The following is a 16,470-nucleotide window of genomic DNA, read 5'->3' on the forward strand; positions in this document are numbered from 1 at the left end:
CCACCAGGTCAGCGTGGAAGTGGAAATGTGGGAAGACGGCCCGCGTATCACCGAAATCTCCGCTGCAATCCTGGTGGAGCGCCGTGGCCAGAAAAAGATTCTTATTGGCGACGGCGGTGATCGCATCAAGCAGATTGGCACCCAGGCCCGGGAAGATATCGAGCGTCTTATCGAGCGCAAGGTAATGCTGAACCTGTGGGTGAAGATCAAGGCCGGCTGGTCCGATGATGCCCGGGCCCTGCGTTCCCTTGGCTATGACGAGAGGAGTTGAAAGTTTAAAGTTCAAAGTTGAAGCGCGCGGACAAGCCTGTTGCGTATCATGAAGACGGTTCTCCGCGCTTCTATGCCGGGTGAGTCGCGGGCACGGCCTGGCTGTGACTGCCGGGCTATTCCGTGCTTTTAAACTTTAAACTTTGAACTTTCAACAGCCCCCATGATCCCCGACAATAACACCCTGCAACCCGCCTGGCTGTTGCACCGCCGGCCCTTCCGCAATACCAGCCTGATCGTGGAGTTGTTTGTGCCCGCATTGGGTCGCGTGGGAGCCGTGGTGCGGGGCGGGCGCAAGGATCCTTTGCTGGCACCCTTTACGCCCCTGTGGATAGAACTGAAAAGCGCCGGCGAGCTATACAGTTTTCGCGGTTGTGAACCCCGGGGGCAGCGCCTGGCCCTGCAGGGAAAGCCCCTTTACTGCGGGTTTTACCTGAACGAACTGCTCACCCGGTTACTGCATCGAGACGACCCTCATCCGGAACTCTGGCCGCTTTACGAGCAGGCCCTCAATGCGCTTATGGAGGGACAGTGTCTGGACGTGGCCCTGCGTCAGTTCGAGCTGGGCCTGCTGGAGGAAATGGGCTACGGCATCGCCCTAGGGTACGATATTCACGGCGAGGCTGTGCGTCCTGACGGATACTATCTGCTGGACCCGCAGCAGGGGCTGTTGCCCGCTGGTGAGGGGTACCATGGCAATGATTTACTGGCCATCGTCAATGGCGACTGGCAGCCGGCAGCCCGCAAAACCGCTCTCCACCTGTGCCGGGCGTTGCTGGCCCCGCACCTGGGAGACAAACCCCTGAAAAGCCGTGAGCTGTTTCGGGAGAAATGAATCCGTTGTAGGAGCCATGCTTGCATGGCGAAAGTACCCTGGCTGTTACTCGCAAGGGATGAATCAGGTGTCAGCTTCCCGTGACTACAATTTTCGCCATGCGAGCATGGCTCCTACGGTAACCGACGAAATGAAGGCAAAGCACCATGTCCAGAGTATTGCTCGGCGTTAACATCGACCATATCGCCACTCTCCGCCAGGCCCGGGGCACCCGTTACCCGGAACCGGTTCAGGCTGCCCTGGTGGCGGAGCAGGCCGGGGCGGATGGGATTACCGTGCATTTGCGCGAAGACCGTCGCCACATCAATGACCGGGATGTGGAGCTACTGGCACAGACGCTGCAAACCCGCATGAACCTGGAAATGGCGGCCACCGAGGAAATGGTGGGGATAGCCTGCCGCATCCGGCCGGCCCATTGCTGTCTGGTGCCGGAAAAACGGGAAGAGCTGACCACAGAAGGTGGGCTCGACGTGGTGGGTAACCAGGCATGGGTCGCCCAGTGCTGCCAGCGGTTGGCCGAAGCGGGTATCGATGTCTCCCTGTTTATCGACGCGGACCCGGCGCAGATCCGTGCCGCTCGCGAATGCGGGGCGCCCACCATCGAAATCCACACCGGCCACTATGCCGATGCCACGGACCCGGCCAGCGAACAGCGGGAACTGGCAAAAATCCGCGAGGGCGTGGCCTATGCCCTGGAGCAGGGCCTGGTGGTCAACGCCGGCCACGGCCTGCACTATCACAACACCTTGCCCATTGCGGCGATCCCCGGCATCAACGAACTGAACATCGGCCACAGCATCATTGCCCGCGCGGTGATCTCCGGCCTGGACGAAGCCGTTCGCAGTATGCGAGCGCTGATGGACCAGGTGACAGGGGCTGGCGTCTAGCTGCAAGCCACACTGATAGGATTAAGAAGGGTCGAAAAGTTTCCCTGATACTGGAATGTCTACGAAGCCGCTGTAGGAGTTCCCTTCCAGGGGACGAACCGTGCGAAGCACAGAATCGACCGGAGGACGATCAGGAATCTCAGGGCTCGACAGGTCATCCAGGTAATACCGGGTTCGTACCACCCCAACCCTATTCGCCATGCGAGCATGGCTCCAACGGGTGAGGGGGTACTGGTGGCCCCAATCGCGCTGCGAGTGCCGCTCCTACAAACGCGGGCAACGCACGTCGAGCCTGCACGGCCGAGCCCGCGTCGCAACTCGAAACTAGTAGCTAGCAGCCTCCTCCCCCTGATCCTGCCACAACTGTTCCAGCGCACAGATCTCATCGCACAGGGCGGACACCATCGACGCCAATGCCTCCCGTTCGGTACCGGTTTTCAGGGCTTCTTCCAGAGTCTTGGCAGCATGCTCCAGGCGGGGGGTACCGCAATAGCGGGTTGCCCCGTGGAGTTTGTGGACACGCTCCAGCAAGGCGTCCTGATCCGCACTGTCAAAAGCGGACGAAATGGCAGGCCGGTCTTCCGCCAGACTGTCCAGCAGCATCTTCAGCATTTCATCGGCCAGCGCTTGTCGGCCGCCGGCCCGTCGGCGGGCCAGGTCCGCATCGAACACCCTGTCGCTGACCGGCTCGCTTTCCTCTCCCGGCTCAGCAAGGGGGCCGCCAGGTTGATCCATCACCCACTGTTCCAGGGTATGGCGAAGCTGCCCTTCGGTAATCGGTTTGCTCAGGTAATCATCCAGGCCGCTGTCGAGCAGATCCCGGCGTTCGCTTTCCAGGGCATGGGCGGTCAGGGCAACAATCGGCGTATGGCAGCCGGGGGCTTCCAGTTCGCGCATTCTGGCGGCCGTGGTCTTGCCATCCATGCCGGGCATCTGGATATCCATGAACACCATATCGAATGTCTGATCGCGGAACGCATCCAGTGCCTGTTGACCACTGTCGCAAGCGGTAACCGTAGCGCCCAGCTCTTCCAGAAATACCCGGGCCAGTTTCAGGTTGCCCGGGTGGTCGTCCACGACCATCACTGATACCGGGTAGGCCAGCGGATCTTCCTTGACCGCATCCAGTTCTTTGCCCTCCAATTCACCGCTCAGGGCCATCAGGGCGTTGAATAAGCGCTGACGTGTGGCGGGCTTGCCTTGCACCTGACAGTGGGGGTAATGCTCAAGCCAGCGGCAGACGCTTTCCGGGTTGTTGCTCAGGGCGAGCAGGGGTTGACCCAGGGCCGCCAGATTATCCAGCACCGGCTGCATGGCCTGCTTTTCCGGGTGGGCGGGCAGGCCGACGATCAGGAAATCGCTGCTGATCAACTCCCCCCGATCCAGCGCGGCCATCAAGGCATCCAGACTATGGTATTCGTTGATACGCATTTGCCAGTGGCTGAGCATGTGATACAGGCCCAGGCGGCCATACTCGTCGGTTTCCACCAGGGTCACGGTGCGGCCCCGGAAGTGTTCCAGATGGGCAGAAGGGCGTTGTTTGGGATCCCGCTCGGCACGCAGCGTGAACCAGAAGGTCGAGCCCTGGCCTTCGCTGCTGTCGATACCGATCTCGCCGCCCATGCCTTCCACCAGACGTTTGCTGATGGCCAGTCCCAGGCCGGTGCCGCCTTCCTGGCGGCGGGCGCTCTGGTCGGCCTGGGTAAAGGCTCTGAACAGATTCTTCTGGGCTTCCGGGCTCAGGCCGTTACCGGTGTCCGTCACCGTCAGCTTGATGATGGCCTCCGCGCCACGGTCTTCCTCCAGCATGGCGCGCACCACCACCGAGCCCTGCTCGGTGAATTTGATAGCATTACTGAGCAGGTTGGTGAGCACCTGGCGAATACGCAGCGGGTCGCCGAGCAGGTTCACCGGTACATCCGAATAGATGATGGCCGCCTGCTCCAGGCCCCGCTCCTGGGCCATGGGGGCGAGCAGGGTCTGCACGTCCTCGATCAAGTCGTGCAGGTTCAGCGGGGTGTGCTCCAGGGACAGCTTGCCCGCCTCGATCTTGGAGAAATCGAGAATGTCATTGATGATCGCCAGCAGTGAATCGGCACTCTTGTGGATTGTGCCGAGATAGTCCTGCTGCCGGGCGCTCAGGGCCGATTTCTCCAGTAACTTGGTGAAACCGATAATGCCATTGAGCGGCGTGCGGATTTCATGGCTCATGTTGGCCAGAAATTCCGATTTGATCTGGCTGGCTTTGAGTGCTTCCTTGCGGGCCATATCCAGCTCGATATTCTGGATCTCGATGGTTTCCAGGGTTTCGCGCAGATCCTGAGTGGCCTGGTCCACGTTCTGTTGCAGCTCGGTCTGGGCATCCGCCAGCGCCGACACCATCTGGCGCAGGGCCGTTTCCAGCTCTGCCAGCTCGCCTTTTGCCTGGGTATGAATGGCCATGCTCAGGTCGCCATCGCGAATCCGCTGCACCGCGTCCACCATTTCCCCGATCGGGCTGGTCAGCTGCCGGGAAAAACGCAGTGCCGGCACCAGGGTCAGCAACATCAGCGCCACCATCACCATAATGAGGGTAATCAGCCCCTCCAGCGTCGACACATACTGTCCCTGGCGGGTGAACTCTACGGTCAGTCTGGCCGGTTCCCCCGGGTTGATATCCCGGGTCAGTTGCCAACTGGTGTCGGTCACCCGTCGCTGACCGGCATCGTCCTGATTGATAGCGGTCACTGGCCGCAGTCTTGGCCCGGCATGCAGGGCAGGGCGATCATCCTCGAATTCCAGCGTGGCGGCGCGCACGTCCCTGGCTTCCAGTAACTGGCGAAGCAGCTGTTGCTGGCGGGCGGTATCGGAGGCGGGGGTGCTCTCCAGGCGGGCGGCAAAGCTGTCGGTCACCAGCTGTTGGCGCTGGGCATTGGTATCGCGCACGTCCACCAGCCGGCTCACCAGGGAATAACCGCCGACCACCAGTGCCGCCATCAGAGCGGGCAGAATGGTCATGAACATCAGGCGTGAGCGAAGGCTTTGGTTGACCATGAATCCCCGTCGTTGCTGTTGTTTTCGCCCATTATGCCCGAGATGCGGGTCACTGCCACGAACCCGGCCATTTTGCTTTCGCGTCCGGCACGCAAAGCGACTCTCCCTGCGGACAGCGGGCAGTTCCCACTACCTTGGGAAGGGCATCAACGGCATCTCGCCCGCGACCCGCTTTCGGGTACAATGCGCGCCATGAACCATAAAACCATCGAACAGACCGTGGGCAATACGCCCCTGGTTCGCCTGCAGCGGATGCCGGGCGACACCACCAATACCATTCTGGTGAAGCTGGAAGGCAACAATCCGGCAGGCTCGGTGAAAGATCGCCCGGCCCTGAATATGATCATGAAGGCCGAGGCTCGCGGCGAGATCAAGCCCGGCGATACCCTGATCGAAGCCACCAGTGGTAACACCGGCATTGCCCTGGCCATGGCCGCTGCCATGCGCGGCTACCGCATGAAACTGATCATGCCCGCCAACCAGAGCCAGGAACGCCGCGACGCCATGGCTGCCTACGGCGCCGAGCTGATTTCCGTGAGCAAGGAAGAAGGCATGGAAGGCGCCCGAGATCTGGCCCAGGCCATGCAGGCCCGGGGTGAGGGCAGGGTGCTGGACCAGTTCGCCAACCCGGACAATCCCATGGCCCATTACGAAAGCACCGGCCCGGAAATCTGGCGCGATACCCAGGGTGGCGTTACCCATTTTGTCAGTTCCATGGGTACCACCGGCACCATCATGGGTTGCAGCATGTTCCTGAAGGAACAGAACCCGGATATCCAGATCATCGGTCTGCAACCCACCGAAGGCTCTTCCATTCCCGGCATCCGTCGCTGGCCGAAGGAGTACCTGCCGTCCATCTACGATGATTCCCGGGTGGACCGGGTCATCGACATGGATCAGGCCCTGGCCGAGCACACCATGCGCCGGCTGGCCCGGGAAGAGGGTATCAGCTGTGGTGTCTCCTCCGGCGGTGCCGTGGCCGGGGCCTTGCGCCTGAGCGAAGAACTGGAGAACGCCGTCATCGTGGCCATCATCTGCGACCGTGGCGACCGTTACCTGTCCACCGGGGTGTTCCAGCAACAAGCCTGACGCTGGATGCCCGCCACCTGAAGCGGGCCCTTGCCATTTTGGAGAGCTGAATGAACGTACTGGTATTCGACATCGAAACCATCCCCGATCTGGACGGCGGACGCCGCATTTACGATCTGGATGGCCTCAGTGACAAGGACACCGCCAGTGCCCTGTTGAATCTGCGCCGCCAGGAAAACGGCACCGAATTCCTGCGCCTGCATTTGCATCGCATCGTTGCCATCTCTGTGGTGCTGCGCTCCACCCAGGGCATCAAGGTCTGGTCCCTGGGGGACGAGGACAGTAGTGAGAAAGAGTTGATCGAGCGCTTCTACGACGGTATCGACCGCTTTACCCCCAATCTGGTGAGCTGGAACGGTGGTGGCTTCGATCTGCCGGTGTTGCATTACCGTGCCCTCAAGCATGGTGTGCAGGCCCGCCGTTACTGGGAAACCGGTAACGAAGACTCCAGCTTCAAATGGAACAATTACCTGAGCCGTTACCACCAGCGCCACCTGGACCTGATGGACCAGCTGGCCCTGTTCAACGCCCGGGCCAACGCCCCGCTGGACCAGATCGCCACCTTGCTGGGCTTCCCCGGCAAGATGGGCATGAGCGGCGGCAAGGTGTTCGACGCCTTCCAGGAAGGCAACCTCAAGGGTATTCGTGATTACTGCGAGACCGATGTGCTCAACACCTGGCTGGTCTACCTGCGCTTCCAGCTGATGCGCGGCGAGCTGGACCCCACCGGCTACGAACAGGAATTGACCCTGTTGCAGGACTACCTGAAAGCCGAAGGCCATCCGCACTTTCTGGGCTTCCTGGAAGCCTGGCAGGGTTAACAAGCCCTCCCACAAATTCGTTGGAGCCTTGCTTGCAAGGCGAAGGTCCCAGTTTACCCCTTCGCCTTGCAAGCAAGGCTCCAACAACATAATCGATGACAAGAGATCTCATGGCCCGAAAACGCAAGCAGTTACCGGAAACCCCGGAGCCCGCCAGCATTGAATCGCTCAGCCACGACGGCCGCGGCATTGCCCGCCGTGATGGCAAGACCACTTTTATCGACAACGCCCTGCCCGGTGAAGAGGTGATGTTCAAGTTCACCTACATGCGCCGCAAGTTCGACGAGGGCAAGGCGGTGGAGATCGTGCGCGCCTCCCCGGATCGGGTCGAGCCTCCCTGCCAGCACAGCACCCTGTGCGGTGGTTGCAGCCTGCAGCACATGAACCCGGACGTGCAGATCGCCCGCAAGGAAGCGGTACTGCGCGAGCAGCTCCAGCACTTTGGCGGCCTGGAACCGAAAGAGTGGCTGCCGCCACTCAGCGGCCCGGTCACCGGCTATCGCAGCAAGGCCCGCATGGGCGTGAAGTACGTGGAAGCCAAGGACGAAACCCTGGTGGGCTTCCGGGAAAAGCGCAACAGCTTCATCGCCCAGCTGCAGCAGTGCGAAGTGCTGATTCCGTCCGTGGGCCATCGCCTCTCCGATCTGCGTACCCTGATGCACGGCCTCAAGAGTCGCAGCCGCATCCCGCAGATCGAACTGGCCGCCGGCGATGAGGATGTGGCGCTGATCATCCGCCATCTGGACCCGCTGCCCGATGAAGACCAGCAGGCCTTCCTGGATTTCTGTCAGCCGTTGGGCTGGCACCTGTACCTGCAACCGGGCAACGAGAGCACCGTGCACCGCATCTGGCCGGCCCTCACCGGGGCGGAGAACGAGGAGCGCCTGTACTACCGCCACCCCTCCGCCGATGTGGAGTTGGCCTTTCACCCCACGGATTTCACCCAGGTGAATGCGGAGATCAACCGCAAGATGGTGCCTTTGGCACTGGACTTGCTGGACATCTCCCCGGACGACACCGTGCTCGACCTGTTTTGTGGTCTGGGCAATTTCACCATTCCGGCCGCAAAGCGGGCCGGCAAGGTGGTGGGGGTGGAAGTCAGCAAGGCCATGGTGGAGCGCGGCTACGAGAATGCCCGCCGTAATGGCCTGGAAAACCTGGAATTCCACGCCTGGGATCTGAGTCAGGATGTGGCCGGGCAGAGCTGGGCCAATCGCAAATATGATCGTATCCTGATTGATCCACCGCGCACCGGCGCGCTGGAAATGGTGAAGTTGATGCCCCGCTTTGGTGCGAAGCGGATCGTCTATGTATCCTGCAACCCGGCCACATTGGCCCGCGATGCCGGGGAACTCACCGCCCTGGGATACCGTCTTAAAGCGGCAGGCGTGATGGACATGTTCCCCCACACCACCCACGTGGAATCCATCGCGGTGTTCGAAAAGAAATGATGTGAGCGGTTGGTGCCTGGCTCGCCAGGCGCCAACGCGGGTGGCTTCAGCCTTGGCTCGCCACCTAAAACCAGAAGGAAAGCACATGGTAACGGTACGCCGTCCCACAGAAGGCAGCACCGGTCACTGGCGTGACTGGCTGGCGAACCTGGACACCCGGGCCCCGGTACGAAACGGCGAGGCACTGGAGCAGGCCTGTGAGCGGGCGGAACAGTGCCAGATGGCCGGGGAAGCGGCCGGTCGCCACTGGCCCTATGGCAAGGGCTGCCTGGATATCGGCCTGGAAATGGCTGAAGTGCTGGTGGACCTGGGCGCCGATACCGATGTGTTGCCCGCAGCCATTCTCTACCGCTCCGTGCGCGAAGGGCAGATGTCCCTGCCGGAAGTGGAGAAAGAATTTGGCCCGGATGTGGCCCGCCTGATCGAAGGCGTGCTGCGCATGGCGGCCATCAGCACCAACCTGAACCCCACCCGCAAGGCCGTGCTTGGCCAACAGGATGGCCAGCTCGACAACATGCGCAAGATGCTGGTGGCCATGGTCGACGACGTGCGCGTGGCTTTGGTGAAGCTGGCCGAGCGGACCGTGATCATCCGTGCCGTCAAGGAATCCGAGCCCGAGCGCCAGCGCAAGGTCGCCCAGGAAATCTTCGACATCTACGCGCCCCTGGCCCACCGGCTGGGGGTCGGGCAGCTCAAGTGGGAGCTGGAAGACCTGTCCTTCCGCTACCTGCAACCCGGCGCCTACAAGAAGATCGCCAAACTGCTGGACGAAAAGCGCCTGGCCCGGGAACAGTACATCGACAATGTGCTGGAGCAGCTGCGTGGCTACCTGGAGAAAAACGGCATCCATGGCGCCGAAGTCCACGGTCGGGCCAAGCATATCTACAGCATCTGGCGGAAGATGCAGAAAAAGCACCTGGAATTCGGCGAAGTCTATGACGTGCGCGCCGTGCGGGTGCTGGTGCCGGAGCTGCGTGACTGCTACGCCGCCCTGGGCATCGTCCATTCCCTGTGGCAACACGTGCCCAAGGAATTCGACGACTACATCGCCAGCCCCAAGGCCAACGGCTACCAGAGCCTGCACACGGCGGTGGTGGGCCCGGAACGCAAGATGCTGGAAGTCCAGATCCGTACCTTCAACATGCACGAAGAGGCGGAGTTGGGCGTCTGTGCCCACTGGCGTTACAAGGAAGGCGCCAAGAAGGGCAAGAGCGGTGTCAGCGACTACGAACAGCGGATTGCCTGGCTACGCCAGGTACTCGAATGGCATGAGGAGCTGGGCGAGGACAGCCCGGACACCATGGTGGACGAGCTGCGCCATGGCCTGGTCAGCGACCGGGTCTATGTGTTCACCCCGGATGGCCACGTGGTGGACCTGGAGGCCGGCGCCACCCCGGTGGACTTTGCCTACCATATCCATACCGAAGTGGGACACCGCTGCCGGGGGGCCAAGATCAACGGTCACATCGTGCCGCTGAACTACACCCTCAACACCGGCGAGCAGGTCACCATCCTCACTGCCAAGGAGGGCGGCCCCAGCCGCGACTGGTTGACGCCGTCACTGGGCTATGTGGCCACTTCCTCGGCGCGGGCGCGCATTCACCAGTGGTTCAAACGCCAGGATCGTGACGTGCACATCACCCAGGGCAAGGCCATGCTCGAAAAGGAGATGTCCCGCCTGGCCCTGGAAAAGGTGGACCTGGATACCCTGGCGCCGCACCTGAATTTGAAGACTGGCGACGATGTGCTGGCGGCCCTGGGGGCCGGTGACCTGCGCCCGGGGCATGTGGTCAACCAGGTCCAGTCCCTGCAGCCGGACGATAGCCAGCGGGAGCTGGACCTGGTGCTCTCCAAGCCCAAGGCCTCGAAATCCGGCGATGTGACCATTCAGGGCGTGGGCAACCTGCTGACCCACATGGCCGGTTGCTGCCAGCCGGTTCCCGGCGACCCGGTGATGGGTTTCATTACCCACGGCCGCGGTGTCACGGTGCACCGGGCCGACTGTGAAAAACTGCTGGCCATGCAGGGCGATGACCCCAACCGGGTGATCGAAGTCACCTGGGGGGAAGCCGACCGCATCACCTACCCGGTGGATATCTTCCTGCGCGCCTGGGACCGTCAGGGATTGCTCAAGGACGTGATCGCGGTACTGGCCAACGAAAAGGTCAACGTCACCGCCGTTCACACCCAGTCCCACCAGGACGACAACACCGCCACCATGCTCCTAACCCTGGAAATCGCCACCCTCGGCAACCTGGGCAAGGTGCTGGCCAAGATGGACCAGCTCAAGGGTGTGCTTGAGGTGCGGCGGTATAAGAAATGAAAATTAATAATTAATAATGAATAGTTAATAACGAAACCCTAAAACCAAGTTGGCCGCTACGCAGCAAATCTGGCGGTTTTCCGTTATTAATTATTAACTATTAATTATTAATTGAATTTCAGCGCCTTTTCGTAAGCACGGCCGCTACCAACAGAGGAAAGCATGCCTAACATCGAAACCCTGCTATCCATCATGTCCCGCCTGCGCGACCCGGAGTCCGGCTGCCCCTGGGATGTGAAGCAGGATTTCGATTCCATCGCCCCCTATACCATCGAGGAAGCCTTCGAGGTGGCGGAGGCCATTGCCCAGCGGGATTACCCGGAGTTGAAGGAAGAGCTGGGGGATTTGTTGTTGCAGGTGGTGTTTCATTCCCAGATAGCTCGGGAAAAGGGCCTGTTCGATTTCAATCAGGTGGTTCAGGTGCTGTGCGACAAGATGGTGCGCCGTCACCCCCATGTGTTCGGCGAGTCGGACGCCGCCGACGAAACCGCCGTGAAGGTCAACTGGGAGGCCATCAAGCAACAGGAGAGGGCGGCCAAGGGCCGGGCCCATGACAGCGCCCTGGATGGCGTCCCCGCCGGCCTGCCGGCCCTGCAGCGGGCAGCCAAAGTCCAGAAGAAAGCTGCCAAGGTGGGCTTCGACTGGCCGGAATCACCCCCGGTACGCCGCCAGGTAGACCATGAACTGGCAGAACTGGATGAGGCTATGGCCAGCGGCGAGCGGGCCGCCATCGAGGATGAATTCGGCGATGTGCTGTTCACCCTCGTCAACCTGTCCCGCCACCTGAAGCTGGACCCGGAACAGGCCCTGCGCAAGGCCACCACCAAATTCGAACGCCGCTTCCGACAAATGGAGCAGGACCAGCCAGAACCGCTCGACACCCTCGACGACGACGCCCTGGAAGCTGCCTGGCAGCAGGTAAAAAGAACCTTCAACGTCTGAGCTCATCAGTCTTGAGCCCGACAAGGCAAGATCACCCAACCCGTTGGAGCTTTGCTCGCAAAGCGAAGGCGCCAGGTCTGGCGCGGAGCCCGCATCCTGCTCTTCGCCTTGCCAGCAAGGCTCCAACGAAGAGGTAAGGAGTATCTCCACCGATCACCATAACTCCCCCGTTGGAGCTTTGCTCGCAAAGCGAAGTGCGCCAGGTCTGGCACGGCGCCGGCCTGCGGCCCTTCGCCTTCTCAGCAACGCTGTAACGAAGCCTATTTCATTGGTATTTCTGAAGAAAGTTCCCGCTGAAATAAAAACTTCACATTAGAGCAACTTTTCCGTCACGCTAACTCCCCATACTGCGCCACCAAGCAGTAAACGATACCTCCGGTTCGGGGGGTCTCATTCACGCTGTTGCTTTGCATACAAATATTGCCTGATTGAAGGAGTGTTGGAATGAAGAAGAACTTGCTTGCGATCGCTGTGGGGGCCGCTGTTGCATTTCCTGGCCTGGCTCTGGCTGACGGTCCGACTGTATACGGTAAAGTGAACGTTTCCCTGGAAAACTCTGACGTTGACGACGGCACCACCAGCGAAGACACCTGGGAGCTGAACAGCAACGCATCCCGTCTGGGTGTGAAGGGTGATTTCGACCTGGACGTGGCTAACCTGAAAGCTATCTATCAGGCTGAATTCGAAATCAGCGTGGATGATGGCGACAAGAGCGGCCAGACTTTCTCCCAGCGTAACATCTACGGTGGCCTGGAAGGTTCCTTCGGTACCATCAAAGCGGGTAAGTTTGACACCCCGACCAAGAAAGCACAGGGCAAAATCGACCAGTTCAACGATATCGGCGGCGATATCAAGAACGTACTGGCCGGTGAAAACCGTGTTTCCAACATCATCCAGTACAGCACTCCCAAGCTGGCCGACATGATCACCCTGAACCTGGCGTTCATCCCGGCTGAAGGTGACGACGTGGATGCGGATGGCGAAGCGGATACCGATATCGCTGACACCACCTCCATCTCTCTGGTTGCCGAAAAAGACATGTTCTACGGCGCCATCTCCCGCGATACCGACATGTCTGACGAGCTGATCGCTGACAGCACCGGCATCGAAAGCCTGGACATCACCCGTGTTGCCGCTGGCCTGAAGCCGGGTAACTTCGAGCTGGGCGCTCTGTACCAAATGGCTGAAGAAACTGAAGGCGAAGGCGAAGATACCTCCATCGTTGTCAGCGCAGCCATGAAGATCGACCGCGTAAAACTGAAAGCCCAGTACGGCATGACCGACGGCGATCAGTCTGACGAAGAAGTGACTCAGGTAAGCCTGGGCGCAGACTACAAACTGGCCAGCGCCAGCAAAGTCTACGTCTACGGTACCCAGCTTGAGTTCGACCTGGCTGACGAAGAAGAGACCATCATCGGCCTGGGCATGGAACACAAGTTCTAAATAAGAATAAGGTCGGCGGGGGCTTGCTCCCCCGGCCAAGCTTTTCCTCGACGCAAGTGACAGCTGCCCGCCTTATGGCGGGCTTTTTTTGTTTTGAGCGTCAAGCTGCGTTCAACCGGCCAATAACACACGGCCTTCCTTACGTTGGAGCTTTGCTCGCAAAGCGAAAGGGCCCCTATCCCTCGGATTACATCGATTTCCTCAACCGGCTGACAGAGTTTGGTTTCATTGACTGTCGTTAACGCTTTTATCGAAAGCGATGATGTCGGTATGACATATGAATATCAAACACAACGGTTGCGAAAAGGGCGGGTATCCCTCGCTGGCCAGGTCTACCTGGTGACATGTACCACCTGTCAGCGGTATCCCCACTTTATCGATCATCGCTCAGCCCGTGAGGTTTGCCGTACCATCCGCAGCCTTGACCTCCTGGGCGCCTGCCATACCTGGTGTTACATGGTCATGCCGGACCACTGCCACTGGCTGTTCTCTCTGCGTGAAAAATACTCCCTTGAGCAGACGGTGCGGATGTTCAAGGGAAAATGTTCGCGCCAGGTGGGTGTCAATCTCTGGCAAAAAGGGTTTCACGACCGCGCCTTGCGTTCAGATGAGGATCTACTGCCCATGGCACGCTATGTCATCGCCAATCCGCTCAGGGCGGGCCTGGTCGAGAGGATCGGAGAATACTCCTATTGGGACGCGGCCTGGCTATAGACCGCCGGCCACCAGACCGTGCCCCGTTGGAGCTTTGCTCGCAAAGCGAATCCCCGGCCGGTGACCAGTAGCGGCCCCTTCGCCTTGCGAGCAAGGCTCCAACGGGGTTGGGTGGGGAAGTCTACCCGCCGTTTCCTCAAACCATCCGTTGGCGCTTAGCTCGCAAAGCGAATACCACCGTTAGCAGGGCGGTTGAGCTTCCTCGCCTAGCCAGCGAGGTCCCAACGCTTTACTGGGCAGGCGTGCGGCTCGCCGTTTCCGATTAAGTCATGGCATCCTCTTTGCACGTCTGTTATCAAGAACCTTCCAAGCCAACGCGCCAGGACGAGGTCACGGATGAAACAGACGCATTACCACACCTGCAATCTCTGCGAAGCCATGTGTGGCATCGAGATCGAGCATCGCGGCGATGAGATTCTGGCCATCCGGGGAGACAAGGACGACCCGTTCAGCAGGGGCCATATCTGCCCCAAGGCCGTGGCCCTGCAGGACCTGCACCACGATCCGGACCGCCTGCGCCATCCGGTGAAACGCACCGCCGACGGCTGGGTGCCGATCAGCTGGGACGAAGCCCTGGACGAGACGGCCCGGCGCCTGCACAACATCCAGGAAGTGCATGGCAAGGATTCGGTGGCGCTGTACTTCGGCAACCCCACCGCCCATAACCATGGCGCGCTCTTTACCCTGTTGCCCTTCGTCAAGGCCTTGCGCAGCCGCCAGCGCTACAGCGCCACGTCCGCCGACCAGCTACCTCACCAACTGGCCACCTGGCAGCTATTCGGCCACCAGGCCCTGTTTCCCATCCCGGATGTGGACCGCACCGATTACTTCCTGATTATCGGCGGTAACCCGTTGGCCTCCAATGGTTCCATCATGACCGTGCCGGACGTGAAAGGGCGTCTAAAGGCCCTGCAGAAACGCGGGGGCAAGGTGGTGGTCGTCGATCCGCGCCGCACCGAGACCGCCAAAATGGCCGACGAGCACCATTTTGTCCGCCCCGGTACCGATGTGTACCTGTTGCTGGCCATTGCCCAGGTGTTGTTCGAGGAACTGCTGGTGGCGCCCGGCAAGCTGGAACCCATACTCGATGGCAAAAAGGACCTGGCCCGCCTGGTGGTGAACTGGACACCGGAAAAAGTGGCCGAGACCGTGGGTATGACCGCGGGTGCCATTCGCAAGCTGGCCCGCGACATCGCCGCGGCACCCCGTGCGGCTATCTACTCCCGGGTGGGTGTCACCACCAGTGCCCACAGCACCCTCAGCGCCTGGCTGGTCTATCTCATCAACATCCTCACCGGCAACCTGGACCGGGAAGGCGGTGTCATGTTCACCAATCCCGCCTTCGATATCGTGGCCCTGGGTGCCCTCAGCGGCGACACCGGCAGTTTCGATCGCTACCGCAGCCGGGTCCACGGATACCCGGAATTCGGTGGCGAATTCCCGGTGACGACCCTGGCCGATGAAATGCTCACCCCGGGCAAGGGGCAGGTGAAAGCCTTTGTGTCCCATGCCGGTAATCCGGTGCTGTCCTGCCCGGATGGCCGCAAGCTGGACAAGGCCCTGGGGCAACTGGATTTCATGGTCAGCATCGACTTCTACATCAACGAAACCACCCGCCACGCCGATATCATCCTGCCGCCCACCGGCCAGCTGGAGCATGCCCAGTTTGATCCCATCTTCCAGGCCGTGGCGGTGCGCAACGTGGTGAAGTTCACGCCACCGCTCGTGGCCAAGCCGGAAGGATCCCTCCACGACTGGGAAATCCTCAATGGTCTGACCACAAGGCTGAACCGCCTGCGCGCCCGGGATCGCAGAACCCGCCTGCAAATCACCGCCACCGACCGTTTTCTCCGCAAGCTGGGTGACCGCGGCCTGGTGGACCTGGGCCTGCGACTGGGCCCATACGGTACCGCTGGCAAGGTGCTGGATGACTTGCGGCGGGACGGGCTGCATTCCTTGCCGACAGTGGCGTGGAAGGTGCTTAAAGGGCAGCGCAAGGGGCTTACCCTGAAAAAGCTGCTCGCCGAGCCCCACGGTATCGATCTCGGCCCGCTGGAGCCCATGCTTCCCGAGCGGCTGTATACCCGGGACCAGCGTATCAATCTGGTGCCGGCCCTTTATTTTCGTGCCCTGCAGGGCCTGCCTGCCCCCAGGCCGGTGGCGCCGGACCAGATGCTGATGATTGGCCGTCGCCACATCCGCAGCAACAACTCCTGGATGCACAACAGCCAGCGGCTGGTGAAAGGCAAGGGACGTTGTAACGTGATGATTCACCCGGAAGATGCCGAGCGGCTGGCCGTGGCCGACGGTGACGACCTGGTGGTCAGCACGCCGTCCGGCACCTTGACCCTGCCGGCCTGGGTTTGCGACGACATCATGCCCGGTGTGATCAGTGTGCCCCACGGCTGGGGGCACGACCGCGAAGGCGTGAAACTGGGCGTCGCCCGTCGGGTGGCGGGGCAGAGCGTTAACGACATTATCGGCAGCAACCGGGTCGAAGCCGTCACCGCCATGGCCCAGCTCAATGGCATCCCGGTAACCGTGGAGCCCGCCAAAGCCCCCAAGCGCCGGAAGAAGGCGGGTTAATTCATCCCCCCTTCGCCTTGCGAGCAAGGCTCCAACGACCAGCCCGGGGCCCGTTGGAGCTTTGCTCGCAAAGCGA

Annotated in this window: 12 protein-coding genes; 11 read left to right on the forward strand and 1 reads right to left on the reverse strand. The window is 60.9% G+C overall.

The annotated features are described in order from the left end of the window. The 3 genes from A3714_RS15625 to pdxJ form a co-directional block, all read left to right on the forward strand. Nucleotides 1-271: KH domain-containing protein (locus A3714_RS15625; RefSeq protein ID WP_197463431.1), on the forward strand; the 271-nt coding region annotated here is incomplete at its 5' end. A 162-nt stretch (nt 272-433) separates the two neighbouring features. Next, nucleotides 434-1,105, forward strand: coding sequence for a DNA repair protein RecO (recO, locus tag A3714_RS15630; RefSeq protein WP_063508152.1), 672 nt, complete (start codon nt 434-436; stop codon nt 1,103-1,105). A 146-nt stretch (nt 1,106-1,251) separates the two neighbouring features. Next, nucleotides 1,252-1,992: a pyridoxine 5'-phosphate synthase gene (gene pdxJ, locus A3714_RS15635; protein ID WP_063508153.1), complete on the forward strand. Its 741-nt coding sequence runs from the start codon at nt 1,252-1,254 to the stop codon at nt 1,990-1,992. Between the two features lie 324 nt (nt 1,993-2,316). Here the strand turns inward: pdxJ and A3714_RS15640 are convergent, their stop codons facing one another. Beyond that, complete coding sequence (locus A3714_RS15640) at nt 2,317-5,025, reverse strand: ATP-binding protein (RefSeq protein ID WP_063508154.1); 2,709 nt, start codon at nt 5,023-5,025, stop codon at nt 2,317-2,319. A 192-nt stretch (nt 5,026-5,217) separates the two neighbouring features. Here A3714_RS15640 and cysM point away from each other — a divergent pair, with 192 nt between their 5' ends. The 8 genes from cysM to A3714_RS15680 all read left to right on the forward strand — a co-directional run bounded on the left by cysM (nt 5,218) and on the right by A3714_RS15680 (nt 16,394). Continuing rightward, complete coding sequence (gene cysM, locus A3714_RS15645; RefSeq protein ID WP_063508155.1) at nt 5,218-6,114, forward strand: cysteine synthase CysM; 897 nt, start codon at nt 5,218-5,220, stop codon at nt 6,112-6,114. A 50-nt stretch (nt 6,115-6,164) separates the two neighbouring features. After that, nucleotides 6,165-6,935, forward strand: a complete 771-nt coding sequence (locus A3714_RS15650; protein WP_063508156.1) for a 3'-5' exonuclease — start codon at nt 6,165-6,167, stop codon at nt 6,933-6,935. Nucleotides 6,936-7,045: 110 nt separating this feature from the next. Then, nucleotides 7,046-8,386 carry a 23S rRNA (uracil(1939)-C(5))-methyltransferase RlmD gene (gene rlmD, locus A3714_RS15655; protein ID WP_063508157.1) on the forward strand — a complete coding sequence of 447 codons (1,341 nt, stop codon included), beginning with the start codon at nt 7,046-7,048 and terminating at the stop codon, nt 8,384-8,386. 85 nt (nt 8,387-8,471) lie between these two features. After that, nucleotides 8,472-10,709: a GTP diphosphokinase gene (gene relA / locus A3714_RS15660; protein ID WP_063508158.1), complete on the forward strand. Its 2,238-nt coding sequence runs from the start codon at nt 8,472-8,474 to the stop codon at nt 10,707-10,709. A 162-nt stretch (nt 10,710-10,871) separates the two neighbouring features. Beyond that, nucleotides 10,872-11,651 (forward strand): nucleoside triphosphate pyrophosphohydrolase, encoded by a 780-nt coding sequence (mazG, locus tag A3714_RS15665; protein ID WP_063525679.1) that lies wholly within the window; start codon nt 10,872-10,874, stop codon nt 11,649-11,651. 444 nt (nt 11,652-12,095) lie between these two features. After that, nucleotides 12,096-13,094 (forward strand): porin, encoded by a 999-nt coding sequence (locus tag A3714_RS15670; protein WP_063508864.1) that lies wholly within the window; start codon nt 12,096-12,098, stop codon nt 13,092-13,094. A gap of 270 nt (nt 13,095-13,364) precedes the next feature. Next, nucleotides 13,365-13,808: a transposase gene (locus A3714_RS15675; protein WP_063508863.1), complete on the forward strand. Its 444-nt coding sequence runs from the start codon at nt 13,365-13,367 to the stop codon at nt 13,806-13,808. A gap of 336 nt (nt 13,809-14,144) precedes the next feature. Continuing rightward, nucleotides 14,145-16,394: a molybdopterin-dependent oxidoreductase gene (locus A3714_RS15680; protein WP_063508862.1), complete on the forward strand. Its 2,250-nt coding sequence runs from the start codon at nt 14,145-14,147 to the stop codon at nt 16,392-16,394. Nucleotides 16,395-16,470: the final 76 nt, after the last annotated feature.

This window comes from Alcanivorax sp. HI0007 (assembly GCF_001635525.1).
Lineage (GTDB): Bacteria > Pseudomonadota > Gammaproteobacteria > Pseudomonadales > Alcanivoracaceae > Alcanivorax.